Below are 14,451 nucleotides of genomic sequence, written 5' to 3' on the forward strand. Positions count from 1 at the left end.
CCACGCCCCCCCTTTTTCCTGGCCGAAGGCTGCCCTTTCGGTCGAGGGCTGCTGTTGTAACCCGAGCCCTCGACCGAAAGGGCAGCCTTCGGCCGGGAGAAGGAAGGGGGTGGGGCGGGTCAGGGGCGGGTGTAGGGGTCGTCGGGGCGGCTGAGGCGACGGCGGCTCTGGGCGGCGAGGACGAACGACAGCACGATCGTCAGCACCCCGGCGGCCATGAGGATGTAGCCGATGGTGACCAGGTCGATGCCGGGCACGCCGTCGCGCACGGCGAACGACAGGATGGCACCGGCGGCGAGGAGGAAGACTCCCACTCCGATGGACATGACACCTCCAAGGGGGCGATCGACGGCGCGGCACAGACGCCCTCCTATCGACCGAGGCCCCGCGCACATCAGTCGAATTCGTCCGCAATTCGAGGCGGTGCGCCGCCTCCGACTGGCCCGGAACGCCAGCGGGACCCGCGCCGGGGGACAATCACCGACGGCATATCCGAGGGGCTCGCCCGGTTGCAGTCGACATGAGTTCGCAGCCCCCCGCCTCCCCCACGTCCCGCAGCGGCACCCGTCGGGTTCCCCTGTCGATCCTCGATCTCGCGCCGGTGTCGCAGGGCAGCGACGCGGCCCAGGCGTTGCGTGACTCCACCGAGCTGGCCCGCCTCGCCGACGACCTCGGGTACGCGCGGTTCTGGATGGCCGAGCACCACGGCAGCCGCACGTTCGCGAGCTCGGCGACGGCCGTGCTGTTGGCCCACGTCGCGAACGCCACCTCGCGCATCCGGGTGGGATCGGGCGGAGTCATGCTCCCGAACCACGCGCCGCTCATGGTCGCCGAGTACTACGGCACGCTGGCCACCCTCTACGGACCGCGCATCGACCTCGGCCTGGGCCGCGCGCCCGGCACCGACCCGATGACCGCGGCGGCCCTGCGCCGCAGCACCGGCCAGCTCGACTCGTTCGCCAAGGACGTCACCGACCTCTACGACTGGTTCCAGCCCGCCGAGCAGACCCCCGACCTGCGGGTGCGGGCGCTGCCGGGCGAGGGCACCCGCGTGCCGCTGTGGATGCTCGGCTCCTCCCTCGGCGGGGCGAGCGTCGCCGCGGCCCTCGGCCTGCCGTTCTCGTTCGCGAGCCACTTCGCGCCGGAGCAGCTCGGGCAGGCGCTGGCGTACTACCGCGAGCACTTCGACGCCGACGCCCCGACCGCGCAGGTCGACCGGCCGTACGTCATGGCCGGCATCAACGTCATCGCCGCCCCCACCACGCGGGAGGCGGAGCTCCTGCGCACCTCCTCGATCGCCATGACCGCTCAGATCCGCAGCGGCAACCCGGGCCCGCTGCTGCCTCCGGACGAGCGCGTGCTCGACAGCCTCGACCCGCGGGTCCTCCAGTTCGCCGACACCTTCCAGGCGGTGCGGGCCGTGGGCACCCCCGGCGAGGTGGTCGCCGGCATCGAGGCGTTCGTCGCCGAACACGACCTCGACGAGGTGATCACCACCACCTACACGTGGGACCCGCAGTTGCGGCGGCGCTCCTACGAGCTGTTGGCGCAGGAGTGGGGGGCGATGCCGGCTCCGCAGCTGGCTCCGCGCTCGGCGCAGTAGCGTCGCTCCCGCCGCCGCGCAGGGCCCGCGCCGGCAAAGGGCTCGCCCCGGCAAGGGGCTCGCCACCGCGAAAGACCCGCCGCTGCGAAGGGCCCGCCGATGCGAACGATCGGCGGGCCCTACGTGTGTGCGGGCGGTGCGGCTGCGGGGCGCTCAGACCGCGAGCAGCGACGGCGCGTGGCGCCAGAACTCCTCGCGGGCTCGCTGCCAGACCTGGCCGTCGGGCAGGGTGGCGAGCAGCGGGCGCAGTTCGGCGGAGTAGTCGGTGGAGGCCTCGCGGGGCAGCAGCGTGACGAGGTTGTCGACGGCGATGAGCCGCACCGGGCGACTTCCCCCGCGCAGCTCGCGCACCGGGGAGTCGCAGGTCGTCAGCTCGTGATACAGCGGCACGAGGCCGTAGCGCCGGCTCACCGTGGGGAGCGCCTCGCTGATCACCGACAGGCGCCGATCCGGCCGGTCGAGGTCGTCGCCGACGAGGAAGGGCTGGCAGGGACCGGTGGGCCGAGCGGCGTTGACGAGGATGTCGTGGTCGAGCAGGGCCGCCGTGTCGATGTCGCGGGTTTCGTCCACATCCCAGCGGGTCGTGGCGACGCCGGCGACCGCGAGCGCGTCGCAGGCACCCCGGCCCGAGCGGCCCTTGGCGCCGGTGACGACGGCACGCAGCCCGTCTCCCGCCCCGGTCGCCAGGGCGTGGTCGAGGCTGGCCCGGTCGGTCGGGCGGAGCGCGCGGGGAAGTTCGCGGCGTGCCTCGAAGACGGCGAGCGCGGCGCTGAGGTAGCCGCCCCAGTAGCTGAACGAGGCGAGGCGGCGACCGTCGGCGTCGACGAGGGTCTCGAGGTCGTAGAGCGTGCCGCCACCGGTGCTGAACCGACGTAGGAGGCGGTCCGAGCCCTTCTCGCTGTCGAAGGCCTCACCGAAGAAGATGTGGTCGCGCAGGGGCGTCTCGCCGGGCGGCAACTCCTTCAGCCCGAGCACGATGGCGCCCTCCGGGGCGTCGGGCCAGCTCTCGGCCGGCGCGATGAGACAGCCGGCGGCCTCGTACTCCTCGTCGGTGAAGACTCTGGCCGGTGACTCCTCGACGACGACACGCATGCCGTCGGCGACGAGGGCCGCGGCATCGGCTGGGGTCAGCGGCGCGCGCCTCTCGCGGAAGCGGCTTTCGTGGCGCATCCAGAGCGTCGGCTGTGCGGTCACAGGGCATCTCCTCATCGAGCTGCACGGGCGCGGGCGTGGTGCGCGTCGTGTCGGTCGCGGCCGGGCGTAGTGACCCATGCTGCGCACATGATGACATGACTCGACGCGGGCCGGAACCCCCAAATTAGCCACAGGGTTCTTTGCGAACGAGTGAACGCACAGCGAGACGGGCGTATCGCCCATCGAGACGAGCCAGTTCGGGGCGGCCCGGTCGACCCCGCGACGGCGCCGGCGGGCGACCGGACGGGCGGACTCCCTAGCGCTCCTGACGATCTCGCTGCGCGAGACGGGCGAGCTCGGCGTTGTAGGCCTCCAGCTCGGCGTCGTGGTCCCGCGCGGCCTGCCGGTCGCGCCGGCGGGCCTCGTGTTCGTCGCTGCGCATCCACACGTAGGCCACCGAGATGGCCAGCAGCAACATCGGCCCCTCGCCGAAGCCCCACGTCAGCGCGCCCCCGGCGACCTGGTCGGCGTGCAGGTCGACCGGCCACGGCAGGGTGAGTTGGCCGAAGTAGTCGCCCGCGAGCACGTCGGCGGTGCTCAGCAGGGCGACCCCGAAGAACGCGTGGAAACTCATCGTGACGAACAGCAGCAGCAGCCGCAGCGACGGCGGCCACCGCTTCGGGCCCGGGTCGGCACCGACGAGGGCCCAGCCGAAGACGTACCCGGCCAGCATGAAGTGGGTGACCATGAGCACGTGCCCGGTGTGGGTGCGCAGCGCCAGCTCGAACAGCGGCGTGAAGTAGAAGAGGTAGAGCGAACCGGCGAAGTTGACGCCCGCGATGACCGGGTTGGCCCAGAAGTTCATCCACCGCGAGTGCGCGGTCGCGAGCATCAGTTCGCGGGGGCCGAGCGTCTTGTCGCGCCGGGCCGGCAGGGCGCGGGCGGCCAGCGTCAGCGGGGCGCCGAGGCACAACACGAGGGGCACCGCCATCGCGAGCAGCATGTGCATGAGCATGTGCGCCGAGAACATGAGCCGCCCGTACACGCCGGGGGCGCCGTTGGTGGCCCACAGGAAGCCGAGCCAGCCGATGATCCACCAGGCGGTGCGCATCCACGGCCACGCGTCGCCGCGCCGGTGCAGTCGCACGACGGCGGCGAGGTACAGGCCCATGGCGAGCAGCGCGACGAGCAGCCAGAGCCAGTCGACGCGCAGCGTCGTGAACCAGTTCCAGCCCTCCGGTGGCACCGCCGGCGCCGGGTAACCGGTGACGGCCACGACGATGTCGTCGGCGACCTCCTGCGGCAGCGGGGGCGCCGAGCGCGACATCGCGACGCCGATGCCCACGGCCGCGCCCATGAGACCGAGTTCGACGAGGGCCAGGCCGACGAAGGCCCCGCGGGTGTCACCGCCTCCGCGGATCTCGGCGCTCGCACGGGCGGTCTCGAGCCGCGAGATGATGCGGGCCCGCATGCCCCAGCCGGCGATGCCGAGGGCGACGAGCAGCACGGCCTTGATGACGACGAGGGCGCCGTAGGGGGTGGTCAACCCGTCCGGTGAACCGAGCCGGATCGTCGCGTTGAGCACGCCGGAGCCGGCGACCGCGGTGAAGCACCAGGCGAACAGCACCGAGCAACGACGCACGGTGACCGGCAGGGCCTCGCCGAGGGCCGGCCACAGCAGCAGGATCGCGGCGAGGGCGCCGAGCCAGGTCGTCGCGCCGAGCAGGTGCAGCGCCAGGGAGTTGACCGCGGCGTCGTGCGCGGCCGCCCCGGCGGCGTGCCCGATGAGGGCGAGCACCGCCTGCGCGAGGAGGCTGATCGCCGCGAACCAGGTCATGGCCACGGTGCTGCGGGAGAGGGCGGCGCCGACGGTGACGACGGCGGCCAGGCAGGCGTCGATGAGCAGCACCCGGAAGAGTTCGATGCTCCACACCTGGGACAGCTGAGGCAGGTAGTCGGGGCTGCCGATCGAGATGCCGCTGACGTTGGAGACGACGAGGAGCAGCACGAGCACGGCGGCGACGGTCCAGGTGGCGCCGGTGATCACCGCGATCCGACAGGCCCGTCCGCGCCGGTCGGTCGACGCCCGCTCCGGCACGATCGTGCCGGCCAGGAGCAGGAGGCCGAGCGTGGTCGCGGCCGCCAGATCGTGGACCGTGCGGAACAGCGGGATGCCCCAGCGGGCCACGGCACCCCCGTCGTCGAACCCCGTCAGCGCGGTGAACGCCCCGGTCGACAGGCCCGCCAGGGCCATGGCAACCACACCGGAACACAGCAGCACTCCCAAGGCCGTGGCCGAAGGGTTCACGCGACTCCGGGTGGTCATGTCGGCCAGCCTAGATAGGGTGACCGCATGCCCATGCACCCGGCCGCCCCAGACGACCTACCCGGCCTCGTCGCGGCGTTCGCGCAGACCTCCCAGGCGCTTGTCGACCTGGCGATCACCTGTAGCGACGACGACTTCGCCAAACCCACGGACTGCCCCGGCTGGAGCGTGAAAGACCAGATCTCCCACGTGGTCTCCCTCGAGTCGGCGCTCCTCGGTCGCCCCGACCCGGCCGTCGAGGTTCCCGACTACGAGCACGTGCGGCACGAGCGTGGCCGCGCCATCGAGGCCGGGGTCGAGCTGCGCCGCGACCGCCCCGGCAAGGAGGTCGCGCAGGAACTGCACCGGGTCGTCTCCGCGCGCCTGGGCCGGCTGCGCGACACCGACCTCGACGAGTCGACCGAGGTGGAGTCGCCGATGGGCACGATGACGTTGGGTGACCTGATGCGGCGTCGCGTGGCCGACGTGTGGGTGCACGAGCAGGACGTGCGCACGGCGCTCAACCGGCCCGGCAGCCTCGACTCGGCCGCCGCGGCCACCTTCTGCCAGCGGGCGATGGACTCGCTGCCGTCGATCGTCGTCGACAAGGTGGGCGTGGAGCCGGGCAAGGTCGTCATGATCGAGCTGACCGGCCCCGTCGTCGCGCGCACCGGCGTGCGCGTCGAGACCTCGCCGGAGGGCGAGACGGTCGGCAAGCTCATGTTCGCCGGTGGCGCCGACGAGACCGGCCCGATCCCCGCGATCGGGCGCACCACGAGCATCCAGCTGTCGACGGAGGCCTTCGCCCGCCGCGCCGCCGGCCGCCGCAGCGTCGACGAGCTGCACTACACGGTGCTCGGCGACGACCAGGTCGCCCACGACGTCCTCGAGAACCTCGTCATCACCCCGTAACCGCCTCGCCCCCCACATCGCTGAGAACTGCGTGTCGTGGTGAGAACTGCAGTCCGTGCCGCAGTTCTCACCGCGACACGCAGTTCTCAGGGGCGGGGGCGGGTGACCTCGGCGAGGAAGTCGAGGGAGGCGGTGAGCACCTGTTCGGGGTCGACGCCGGCCCACATGTGGTCGGCGCCGTCGACGAGTTCGAGCCGCGCGTCGACACCGGCCGCCCGCAACGCCGCGTGCAGTTGCTCGCTCTGCTGGACGGGCACGAGCCGGTCGGCCGTGCCGTGCACGAGCAGGAACGGCGGGGCGTCCGCGTGCGCGTGCGCCACCGGGCTCGCCTGCGTGGCGAGCGCCTCGTCCGCGGCCACCGGCCCGCCGAGCAGCTGCGCCTCCCGGGAGTCGGGGTTGTCGGCGCTGGCGAGAGCATCCGGCCGCGCCTGCTGCCCCATCGTGCGCAGGTCGGCCGGGCCGTACCAGTCGATGACGCCGACGACGCGCAGCGCGCTCGCCGCCGGGGTCAGCGCGGTCAATGCGGCGAGTGCGGCGAGGTGCCCGCCCGCGGACTCGCCCCACAGCACCGCGCGGCCGTCGGCGCCGTACTCGCCGCCGTGCCGCGCGAGATGGTCCAGGCCGGCGTGCACGTCGTCGAGCTGGGCCGGGAACACCGCCTCCCCGGTGAGCCGGTAGTCGAGGCTGGCGACGACGTAGCCCAGCTGCGCGACCCGCCCGAACAGGCGGTCGCCGAACGCGGGACCGAACGAGCGCCGACTCCCCCGGCGCCACCCGCCGCCGTGGAGGAAGACGACGAGGGGCCACGGGCCGTCGCCGTCGGGCCGGTACAGGTCGAGTTCGAGGGGGCGGTACCCCTCCGGCTCCGCGAACGGGATCGCCTGGCTCCGCCGGACCCGGCTCACCGCTGGTCGAGGCGCAGGTGCGGCATGAACTGGTTGCGGAACTCCTTGCCCGCGGCCATGAGCTGCTCCGTCGACGGCACGTACGGCGGGTCCGGCAGCACCGGCTCTTCGGCCTGCCGGCCGGCGGCGGCGAAGAAGCGCTCGAACCCGCCGGAGCAGACGCCGAAGATCTTCGTCTCGTCGGCCTCGACCCGGAAGGTGTGCGGCAGCCCGGCGGGCACGTAGCCGAAGTCGCCCGGGCGCAGCACGCGGTCGTGCACGACGCCCTCGCCGTCCTGGATCCACACGTGCGCGGCCCCGTTGAGCACGTAGAAGATCTCGTGCACGTCGGCGTGGGCGTGCGCCGGGATCGTGTCGCCCTTCGGTGCCTCGAGCGTGAACACCCCGAACTGGCCGTCGGTTTCGTCGCCGGTGAGCTTGACGGTGACGAGGGAGTCGAACAGGTGCGCGAACTCGCCCTCGTCGTTGCCGAGGAAGAAGTGCTGCGGCGAACCCGGCAGCGGCGAGCCCGGCGGGCGGCGGTGCGCGAATTCCATGGTCATGAGCTCATCCCTTCGACGGTGAACGGGGCCTCGCCCGACGTCTCGGCGCGGCCCGTCCATCGTGCCCGCTTCCGGTCCGGAATCACAGGTCGGGGGGATGCGTATTCGCTCCGCAGAGCACGACGGCGACCCGCTCGTCCGGTGCCGGTCGGTAGGCGCCGGCGGTGATCGCGGCGAGCGCGCGGTCGCGGCGCCGTGTTCGATGACGACGCGCCAGCGGGCCCACGCCAACGCCCGGGCCGCGACGATCGCCTCGTCGTCGACGAGCACGCTGCGCACCCCCGTGCGGCGGGCCACGGCGAACGCGATGTCGCCGACGCGGCGGGCGCCGAGCGAGTCGGCCGCCACCCCGGAGACGGTGACGTCGACCGGCTCCCCCGCGGCCAGCGCGGCGTGCAGCGCGCACGAGGTGACCGGCTCGGCGCCGACGACACCGATCGGCAGGCCCTCGACGGCGGCGGCGACCCCGGCGAGCAGACCGCCTCCGCCGACGGCGACGACGATGGTGTCGACGCGCGCCTGCTCGATGAGTTCGAGCGCGAGCGTGCCTGCGCCGGCGGCGATCTGCGGCTGGTCGTAGGCGTGGCAGTAGACGGCGCCGGTGCGGGCGACGTGCTCCTGGGCGGCCTCGAACGCGGCGGCGTATTCGAGCCCGGCCCGCACGACCGTCGCGCCGTACGACTCCAGCAGCGCGACCTTGACCGGCGGCGCGGTCGTCGGCACGAACACGATCGCGGGCACCCCGAGCCGGGCTGCGACCCACGCGTTGGCCAGGCCCGCGTTGCCGCCGGAGGCGACGACGATGCCGACGCGCGGGTCGAGGCTGCCGTCGGCCTGCGCGGCGAGCACCCGGTTCGCGGCGCCGCGAGCCTTGAACGTGCCCGTGTGCTGGAGGAATTCGAGCTTGAGGGTGAGCGCGCCGAGGCCCTCGCTCACGCCGGGCTCGGGCCCCAGCACGGGGGTGCGCCGCACGACCGGCCGCACCCGTTCCCAGGCCGCCTCGACGTCGCCGCGCCCGATGCCCTGTTCGCTCACCCCGCCAGGCTAGGCGCCGCGGCTCGCGCCGGGTGCGGCGCCAGGGACTGGTGTGGCGGCCCGGCTCGGAAAAGGGTTGGGCCGACGCCGAAGCGAGCGGCACCCTGGAGGGCATGGTCGAGGTCGAGGATTTCCGGGCGCTGGCCCGCTCGTCGCGGGTGCTGTGGCGCAGCGTGCGATTCACCATGCGCGACGAGCCCGGCTCCGCGTGGCGGCGGGTCTGGGTGCGGCGCCCGGGCGCCTACCGGGTCGAGGACCTCGACGGGCGGCTGGTCTCCTGCGGGCAGGACGGCCCGCCGGTGACCGCGGTCGGCAATTGGGTCGTCATCGAGGAGTCGGATGGTCGGCGCGTGGTGCCCAGCGCCAGCTATCGGGACCCGGTGCCGCGCACCGTCTTCGGCTGGTCGCAGGACGGCGCGTGCATGGAGCCGCGCACCGCGCAGGAGGCGCTGGCGGCGGTCGCGGCGCCGGGTGTCGTGCTGCGCGCCGACGGGCTGGTCGCGCGGCTGGCCGACCGTTGGACCGACTCCGTGCCGATGGTCGAGAACTACCGCTTCGTCGCGATGCTCGACCCGGTCGAGCTGGCCGACGGCGACCCGTACGCGGCCGAGGAGGCCGAGGCGGCCGACGAGGCCGGGGAGGCCGGGGAGGCCGGGGAGGCCGGGGAGGCCGGGGAGGCCGGGGTGGCTGACGAGCTCGCCGGCCCGCCTCCGCCCGCCCTCGACGTCGGGGAGCTGAGTGCGGTGCAGCATCATGGCCGCCCGGCGCTGGAGGCGGTCGTGCGCACCCTGCCGGAGTACGAGCCGCGGTGCAGCTGTTGCCCGCTGCTCAACGGCGCGGTCGCCTACGCGCTGGAGTCCGGGGCGTACGGCGGTCCGCTGCCGGGCTTCTCGGAGCCGGGCGCCGCGCCGGACGCGCGCACGTTCCGGGTGCGCCTCGACCGCGGCACCGGCATCTGCGTGTTCGCCGAGCCGCTGGACGCCTCGCGGGCCCGGATGGGCGACACGCTGCTCGTGCGGATCGAGGCCGTCGACGAGGACCTGCCGGACACGCTGTTCGCGCGTTAGAGCGAGGCGGCGGCCGCGCGCATCGCCGCCGACGGGTAGACGGGGAAGACGCGCTGACCGTCGAGCCAGTCGGTCAGGTCGCGGGCCGCGGCGTCGAGGGCGCGGCGGGCGGCCGACGTCACCTGTTCCCGCAGGGCGACGTGCACGCGACCGGCGTTGTCCTGCACCCAGACTCCGACGACGCAGCCGTCGGCCCAGGCGGTGGTGCCGGCGTTGCCGACGGAGTCGAACAGCGGGCCGGGGTCGGGGCCGAGGATGAACGCGCGGTCGCGCCAGCCCATGACGCTCGGGTCGAGCAGGGGCAGCAGCGCGACCCAGGGCCCGGGGCGGCGACCGGGTCGACGTCGTCGGGCAGCAGCCAGCCGGTGGCACCCCCGTCGAGGCTGACGGGCACGGCGTCGACGTCGGTGAGCCCGCGGCGCACGTCGGCCTTCGTCGCGCCGAGCCACCAGGCGAGGTCCTCGACCGTGCCGGGCCCGTTGGCCGCCAGCCAGCTCCGGGTCAGCCGCTCGTAGCCGGCGCGGGGGTCGACCGGCTCCGGGGATTCGCCGAGCAGGCGCGTCATCGGGCTCCAGCGCGGCAGGCTGGCGCGCCAGTCGGCGTCGTTGGCCTCCCGGCCGATGAGCCCGCGAAGCTGCATGAGCGCCAGCACCTTCGGCGTCAGCCGGACCGTCGATTCCCACGAGGTGCCGGCGCCCTGCGCGTACTGACCGGCGGCCTCCGGGACCCGTTCGCGCACCTGCCGCGTCGTCAGCGCCTCGCCGCGCTCGAGTTCGGCGAGCACCGCCTCCTGCGCCCGCTCGATCCAGGCGGCGGCGTCGAGATCGGCGTCCCAGGTGCACACCGCGCGCAGCAGCTCGGTGTGCGCCCGGTCGGCCATCCTGGCTCCGATCGAGCCGAGCACCGCCGGCAGCAGGCCGCGTTCGAGCACGAACAGCGTGCGGCGCATGCACAGCTGGGTGACGAGCGTGCGGTCACGGTAGAGCGCGCGGTCGACGTCGGCGACGCGCACGTGAGGCATCCGGGCGCGGCAGGACAGGTGCACGCTGGCGGGTTCGGTGGCGTGCAGCGCGACGACGGCGCGCGCCGCGGACTCGACGGAATCGACGTAGTGCTCGGAGGCGAGCCCGTGCCGCCGGGCGAGCCGGGCGCGGCGTTCGGCGTCGTCGACGTGCCGCACCGGGGTCACGCTCTTGGCAGGCATCCGGATTCCCTTCGGGCCGTAACTCGGTCGTCGCCCGAGCGTACGAGTCGGTGCGGACGACATGCGGCCGCAAGACCGCCCCCGAGCGCCCGCCCAGGAGCGGTTTAGTCGGGAGCAACCGTCGTGGACGCCTTCTCGGCAGCCCCGGTCCGTGCCGCGCGCCGGGCGTACCGCTCGGCGACGAACCCGGAGCCGAGGCCGTGCAGCAGGAAACTGCCGATGACAGCGACGGTCATCGTCGACAGCGCGAGCATCTGCTCCGCCTCGCCGCTGACGTCGTAGAACGCCAGCAGCGCGAACACGATCGTCGCGATGCCGCGCGGGCCGAGCAGCGCGACGAGCCACCGATCGGGCCAGGTCAGCGTCGAGCCGAGCAGAGCGCCGAGCACGGGCACGATCCGCAGCACGGTGAGCGCGGCGAGCCCGAACACCCACGCCTGCCACGTGGTGAGCCCGATGACGAGCACCGCGCAGACGCCGAGCACGAACCACATGACGTAGGAGGCGAGCGCGGCGACGTCTTCGCTGAGCGCGACCTCGCGGTGCGCGACCTCGCCGCGGGCGGCGCGGAAGGCGATGCCGGCGACGAAGGCCGCGACGAAGCCGTTGCCGTGCGCCAGCGCCGCGAGGGCGTAGGTGAGCAGCGGGATGCACACGACACCGAAGCGCAGGGCGTGGGTCGTCGTCAGGTCGCGGGCGGCGCACGCCCGCATGAGCAGACCCGCGATGCCGCCGACCGCCGCGCCGACGCCGATCGCGATGAGGGAGGCGGGCACCGCCTCCGAGAGGGCCGCCTCCGGCGAATTGGCATGCGAGGTGCTGCCGGCGAGGGTGATCGCGAAGACGAAGACGGGGGCGACGAACCCGTCGTTGTAGCCGCTCTCGACGTTGAGCACGTTGCGCACGCGTTCGGGCAGGCGCTCGTCGCGCAGCACGCCGGCGGCGGGCGCCAGGTCGATCGGCATGACCGCGCAGACGAGCACGAGCACGACGGCCGGGGCGACGTTCGGAAGAGCAACAGGCCCAGGGCGAACCCGAGGAACAGACTGACGGGCAGGGCGAGCGCGAGCAGCCGCGCCGCGAGCACCGGCTCGTGGCCGAGCACGCCGCGGCGGATCTCGAAGGAGTCGACGAACAGGACGAGCGCGAGGATGAGTTCGGCGATGCGTTCGGTGACCGGATTGTTGAGCACGGTGGTGACGATCGCGAGGTCGACCGTCTCCGGGAGTTGATCACCGCCGCTGGCGACCGCCCCGACCGCGCCCGCCTGCACGGCCAGCCCGGCCAGGCCGATGATCATGCCGCCGAGCACCATGACCATCGGCGCCGTGATGCGCCAGCGCCCCAGCCGGCCCGCCACCAGCGCCCACGCCAGCAGCACGCCGACGCAGCACACGATCGCCCACTTCACGCGTTCTCCCCCTCATTCCGGCGCGTACGCGCACTCCGCCGCCCATCATCCGATCCGCCTCTTTCTATAGGGACGGGGGGCCCGGTGGCGACGCAGGCTCAGAGGGATGTCAGGTGCCGCTCCCGCGCGCCGCGCACCAGCCGCAACGGGATCGACCGGTCGAGCGTGACGAGCGTGCCGTCGCGTGCCACCGCGAGCGCAAGCAAGTAGGCGTCCGTGATCTGGCGAGGCCCAACGAGATGGGTGACGTCCACGACGTCGCCCAGTTGCGCGTCACACGGCCAGAACTCGTGTTCGCGCGCGGAGGTCGCCGTCGCCAGCAGTTCAACTGCCTGTCGCGGGCTCACGGCGTTCGGGTACCCGGACGAGCTGATGATCCGAGCGAAGCCGTTCTGGGTGATCGCGCACGACGCCCATCCGTCGGGGTCGGGTCGCGCCAGCCACTGCTCAAGCCACGCATGAACCCGCTGGTGCGCCTCGTGGTCGGGGTCGACGAGCGCCAGCCACACGTTGACGTCGAGCAGCGCCCGGGTCACACACCCTCCTGCTCGCGGAGTTCCTCGACGGTCGAGTCACTGACCGGGCATCCGGAGCCGAGCAGAACCGGAAAGCCGTTTCGGGTCGGGGCCGCTTCGGCGCGGGGGCCCGCCAGCGCCTGCCTCGCGAGGTCCGAGAGCACCTGGCCCGCCGTGCGACGCTCTCGACGGGCCCGCTCCTGAACGACGCGCAGGACGTCGTCGTCGATGGTCAGCGTCGTGCGCATGCATCAGATGCTACGGCATGTGATGCAGTTCAGGTCGGTCAGTCACCGGCCCTCTACGTCCGTGAGGACTGCGGGTCACGGTCGGAGCTGCGGCACGAACAGCAGTTCTGGCCGCGCAGTTCTCACGGACGTTGGGGCGTGGGTCAGGCCCAGAGGAGGGCGCGGGCGGGATCCTGCAGGATGGCGGCGATGTCGGACAGGAAGCGGGAGCCGAGGTCACCGTCGATGAGGCGGTGGTCGAAGCTCAGCGCGAGTTGGGTGACCCAGCGCGGCTCGATCCGCTCCTGCGCGCCCGACCCCACGACCCATGGCATGCGGCGGACCGCGCCGAACGCGAGGATCGCCGACTCCCCGGGGTTGATGATCGGGGTGCCGGTGTCGACGCCGAAGACGCCGACGTTGGTGATCGTGATCGTGCCGCCGGACATGTCCGCCGGTTGCGTGCGGCCCGCGCGGGCCGTCTCCACGAGCACGGTCAGCGCGTCGGCCAGCTCGCGCAGCGACATCGCGTCGGCGTCCTTGACGTTCGGCACGATGAGCCCGCGCGGGGTGGCCGCGGCGATGCCGAGATTGACGTAGTTCTTCAGCACGATGCTCGCCTGGTCGCCCGCCTCCTCCCAGGTCGCGTTGACGCCGGGGTTGCGGCGGCACGCGAGCAGCAGCGCCTTGGCGACGAGTAGGAGCGGCGTCACCTTGACGTCGCGGAACTCCCGGTCGGCCTTGAGCCGGTCGAGCAGCTCCATCGAGGCGGTCATGTCGATCGTCACGAACTCCGTGACGTGCGGGGCGCCGAACGCCGAGCCGGTCATGGCCGCGGCGGTCATCTTGCGCACGCCCTTGACCGTGATGCGCTCCTCTCGTGCCACGCTCGTGCGAGTGGAGTCGGTGCCGCCGGACGCAAGGTGGGCGTCGACGTCGGCGCGGTCGATGATGCCGCCCTCGCCGGAGCCGGTGACCTCCGCGAGGTCGACCCCCTGATCCTTGGCGTACTTGCGCACCGGCGGCTTGGCCAGCGGGCGGGCAGGGCCGCTAACAGGGCCGCTACCGGCGCCATCGGCCGAGGCGGCCACGCCCGGCGCCCGGTTCTTGCGCGCCCGCCGCGTGGTGGACCCGCCGATCGCGCCGTAGCCGACGAGGTTCGGGGTGCGCCCCGAGGAGCCCGAGGAGCCCGAGCCGTCGGTGTCACCGGCTCCGGCATCGTCGGCAGCACCGGCCCAACCATCCGGGGTCGACGGTGAATCGGCTTGGGCCGGTGCGGGCTCGGGCTCCTCGGGAGCCGGGTCGGGGGCCTGCGCGGGGGCCGGCTCGTCGTCGACCCCGGCGACCTCGATGGTGATGATCGGCGCGCCGACGGGCACCTCCTGGCCCTCGGCGACGAGCAGCTCCCCGACGGTGCCCTCCCACGGAATCGGCAGCTCGACGAGCGACTTGCTCGTCTCGATCTCGACGACGACGTCGTTGACCTTCACCGCGTCGCCGGGTTTGACCATCCACGTAACGATCTCGGCCTCGGTCAGGCCCTCGCCGGGGTCGGGCAGGTTGAACGTCTTGAGTCCCATGTCCACTCCCC

13 protein-coding genes and 2 pseudogenes are annotated in these 14,451 nt (G+C 73.3%); 3 read left to right on the plus strand and 12 right to left on the minus strand.

The genetic code is table 11. The features are described 5' to 3' along the window. Positions 1-119: 119 nt before the first annotated feature. The gene (locus PINTE_RS02780) at positions 120-326 is read right to left on the minus strand and encodes a DUF6458 family protein (protein WP_068425896.1); all 207 of its coding nucleotides are present in this window, start codon (positions 324-326) and stop codon (positions 120-122) included. A 194-nt stretch (positions 327-520) separates the two neighbouring features. Here PINTE_RS02780 and PINTE_RS02785 point away from each other — a divergent pair, with 194 nt between their 5' ends. Continuing rightward, entirely contained in the window at positions 521-1,603 is a 1,083-nt protein-coding gene (locus PINTE_RS02785; protein WP_068425898.1) for an LLM class flavin-dependent oxidoreductase, read from the plus strand. Between the two features lie 153 nt (positions 1,604-1,756). Here PINTE_RS02785 and PINTE_RS02790 read toward each other — a convergent pair whose 3' ends face one another. Together PINTE_RS02790 and PINTE_RS02795 are read right to left on the minus strand one after the other, a co-directional pair. Next, complete coding sequence (locus PINTE_RS02790) at positions 1,757-2,797, minus strand: Rossmann-fold NAD(P)-binding domain-containing protein (RefSeq protein ID WP_084343153.1); 1,041 nt, start codon at positions 2,795-2,797, stop codon at positions 1,757-1,759. A 256-nt stretch (positions 2,798-3,053) separates the two neighbouring features. Continuing rightward, positions 3,054-5,063 (minus strand): bifunctional copper resistance protein CopD/cytochrome c oxidase assembly protein, encoded by a 2,010-nt coding sequence (locus PINTE_RS02795; protein ID WP_245642766.1) that lies wholly within the window; start codon positions 5,061-5,063, stop codon positions 3,054-3,056. A 27-nt stretch (positions 5,064-5,090) separates the two neighbouring features. Here PINTE_RS02795 and PINTE_RS02800 point away from each other — a divergent pair, with 27 nt between their 5' ends. Beyond that, the gene (locus PINTE_RS02800; protein ID WP_068425908.1) at positions 5,091-5,954 is read left to right on the plus strand and encodes a maleylpyruvate isomerase family mycothiol-dependent enzyme; all 864 of its coding nucleotides are present in this window, start codon (positions 5,091-5,093) and stop codon (positions 5,952-5,954) included. Positions 5,955-6,040: 86 nt separating this feature from the next. Here the strand turns inward: PINTE_RS02800 and PINTE_RS02805 are convergent, their stop codons facing one another. The 3 genes and pseudogenes from PINTE_RS02805 to PINTE_RS02815 all read right to left on the minus strand — a co-directional run bounded on the left by PINTE_RS02805 (position 6,041) and on the right by PINTE_RS02815 (position 8,421). Continuing rightward, a complete protein-coding gene (locus PINTE_RS02805; protein ID WP_068425911.1) occupies positions 6,041-6,859 on the minus strand; it encodes an alpha/beta hydrolase in 819 nt (272 codons plus the stop codon). Then, entirely contained in the window at positions 6,856-7,461 is a 606-nt protein-coding gene (locus tag PINTE_RS02810; protein ID WP_084343155.1) for a quercetin 2,3-dioxygenase, read from the minus strand. Before PINTE_RS02810 ends, PINTE_RS02805 begins: the two co-directional genes overlap by 4 nt. Positions 7,462-7,483: 22 nt before the next feature. Beyond that, a pseudogene (locus PINTE_RS02815) lies at positions 7,484-8,421 on the minus strand (serine/threonine dehydratase). Between the two features lie 128 nt (positions 8,422-8,549). Here PINTE_RS02815 and PINTE_RS22505 point away from each other — a divergent pair. Beyond that, positions 8,550-9,503: a hypothetical protein gene (locus PINTE_RS22505; RefSeq protein ID WP_157087043.1), complete on the plus strand. Its 954-nt coding sequence runs from the start codon at positions 8,550-8,552 to the stop codon at positions 9,501-9,503. Here the strand turns inward: PINTE_RS22505 and PINTE_RS23775 are convergent. The 6 genes and pseudogenes from PINTE_RS23775 to PINTE_RS02850 all read right to left on the minus strand — a co-directional run bounded on the left by PINTE_RS23775 (position 9,500) and on the right by PINTE_RS02850 (position 14,440). After that, a complete protein-coding gene (locus PINTE_RS23775; RefSeq protein ID WP_217996472.1) occupies positions 9,500-9,649 on the minus strand; it encodes a hypothetical protein in 150 nt (49 codons plus the stop codon). The two genes, PINTE_RS22505 and PINTE_RS23775, sit on opposite strands and share 4 nt — an antisense overlap. Next, complete coding sequence (locus tag PINTE_RS02825) at positions 9,622-10,707, minus strand: DNA glycosylase AlkZ-like family protein (protein ID WP_217996473.1); 1,086 nt, start codon at positions 10,705-10,707, stop codon at positions 9,622-9,624. The genes PINTE_RS23775 and PINTE_RS02825 overlap by 28 nt, the downstream gene beginning before the upstream one ends. A 104-nt stretch (positions 10,708-10,811) precedes the next feature. Further along, positions 10,812-11,702: pseudogene (locus PINTE_RS02830) on the minus strand (cation:proton antiporter domain-containing protein); the annotation flags it as partial. 514 nt (positions 11,703-12,216) lie between these two features. Then, positions 12,217-12,654: a TA system VapC family ribonuclease toxin gene (locus PINTE_RS02840; protein ID WP_068425924.1), complete on the minus strand. Its 438-nt coding sequence runs from the start codon at positions 12,652-12,654 to the stop codon at positions 12,217-12,219. Next, positions 12,651-12,881 (minus strand): hypothetical protein, encoded by a 231-nt coding sequence (locus PINTE_RS02845; RefSeq protein WP_068425927.1) that lies wholly within the window; start codon positions 12,879-12,881, stop codon positions 12,651-12,653. Before PINTE_RS02845 ends, PINTE_RS02840 begins: the two co-directional genes overlap by 4 nt. Positions 12,882-13,024: 143 nt before the next feature. After that, positions 13,025-14,440, minus strand: coding sequence for a dihydrolipoamide acetyltransferase family protein (locus PINTE_RS02850; RefSeq protein WP_068425930.1), 1,416 nt, complete (start codon positions 14,438-14,440; stop codon positions 13,025-13,027). Positions 14,441-14,451: the final 11 nt, after the last annotated feature.

The sequence above is a fragment of the Piscicoccus intestinalis NBRC 104926 genome, from assembly GCF_001515525.1.
Taxonomy (GTDB): domain Bacteria; phylum Actinomycetota; class Actinomycetes; order Actinomycetales; family Dermatophilaceae; genus Kineosphaera; species Kineosphaera intestinalis.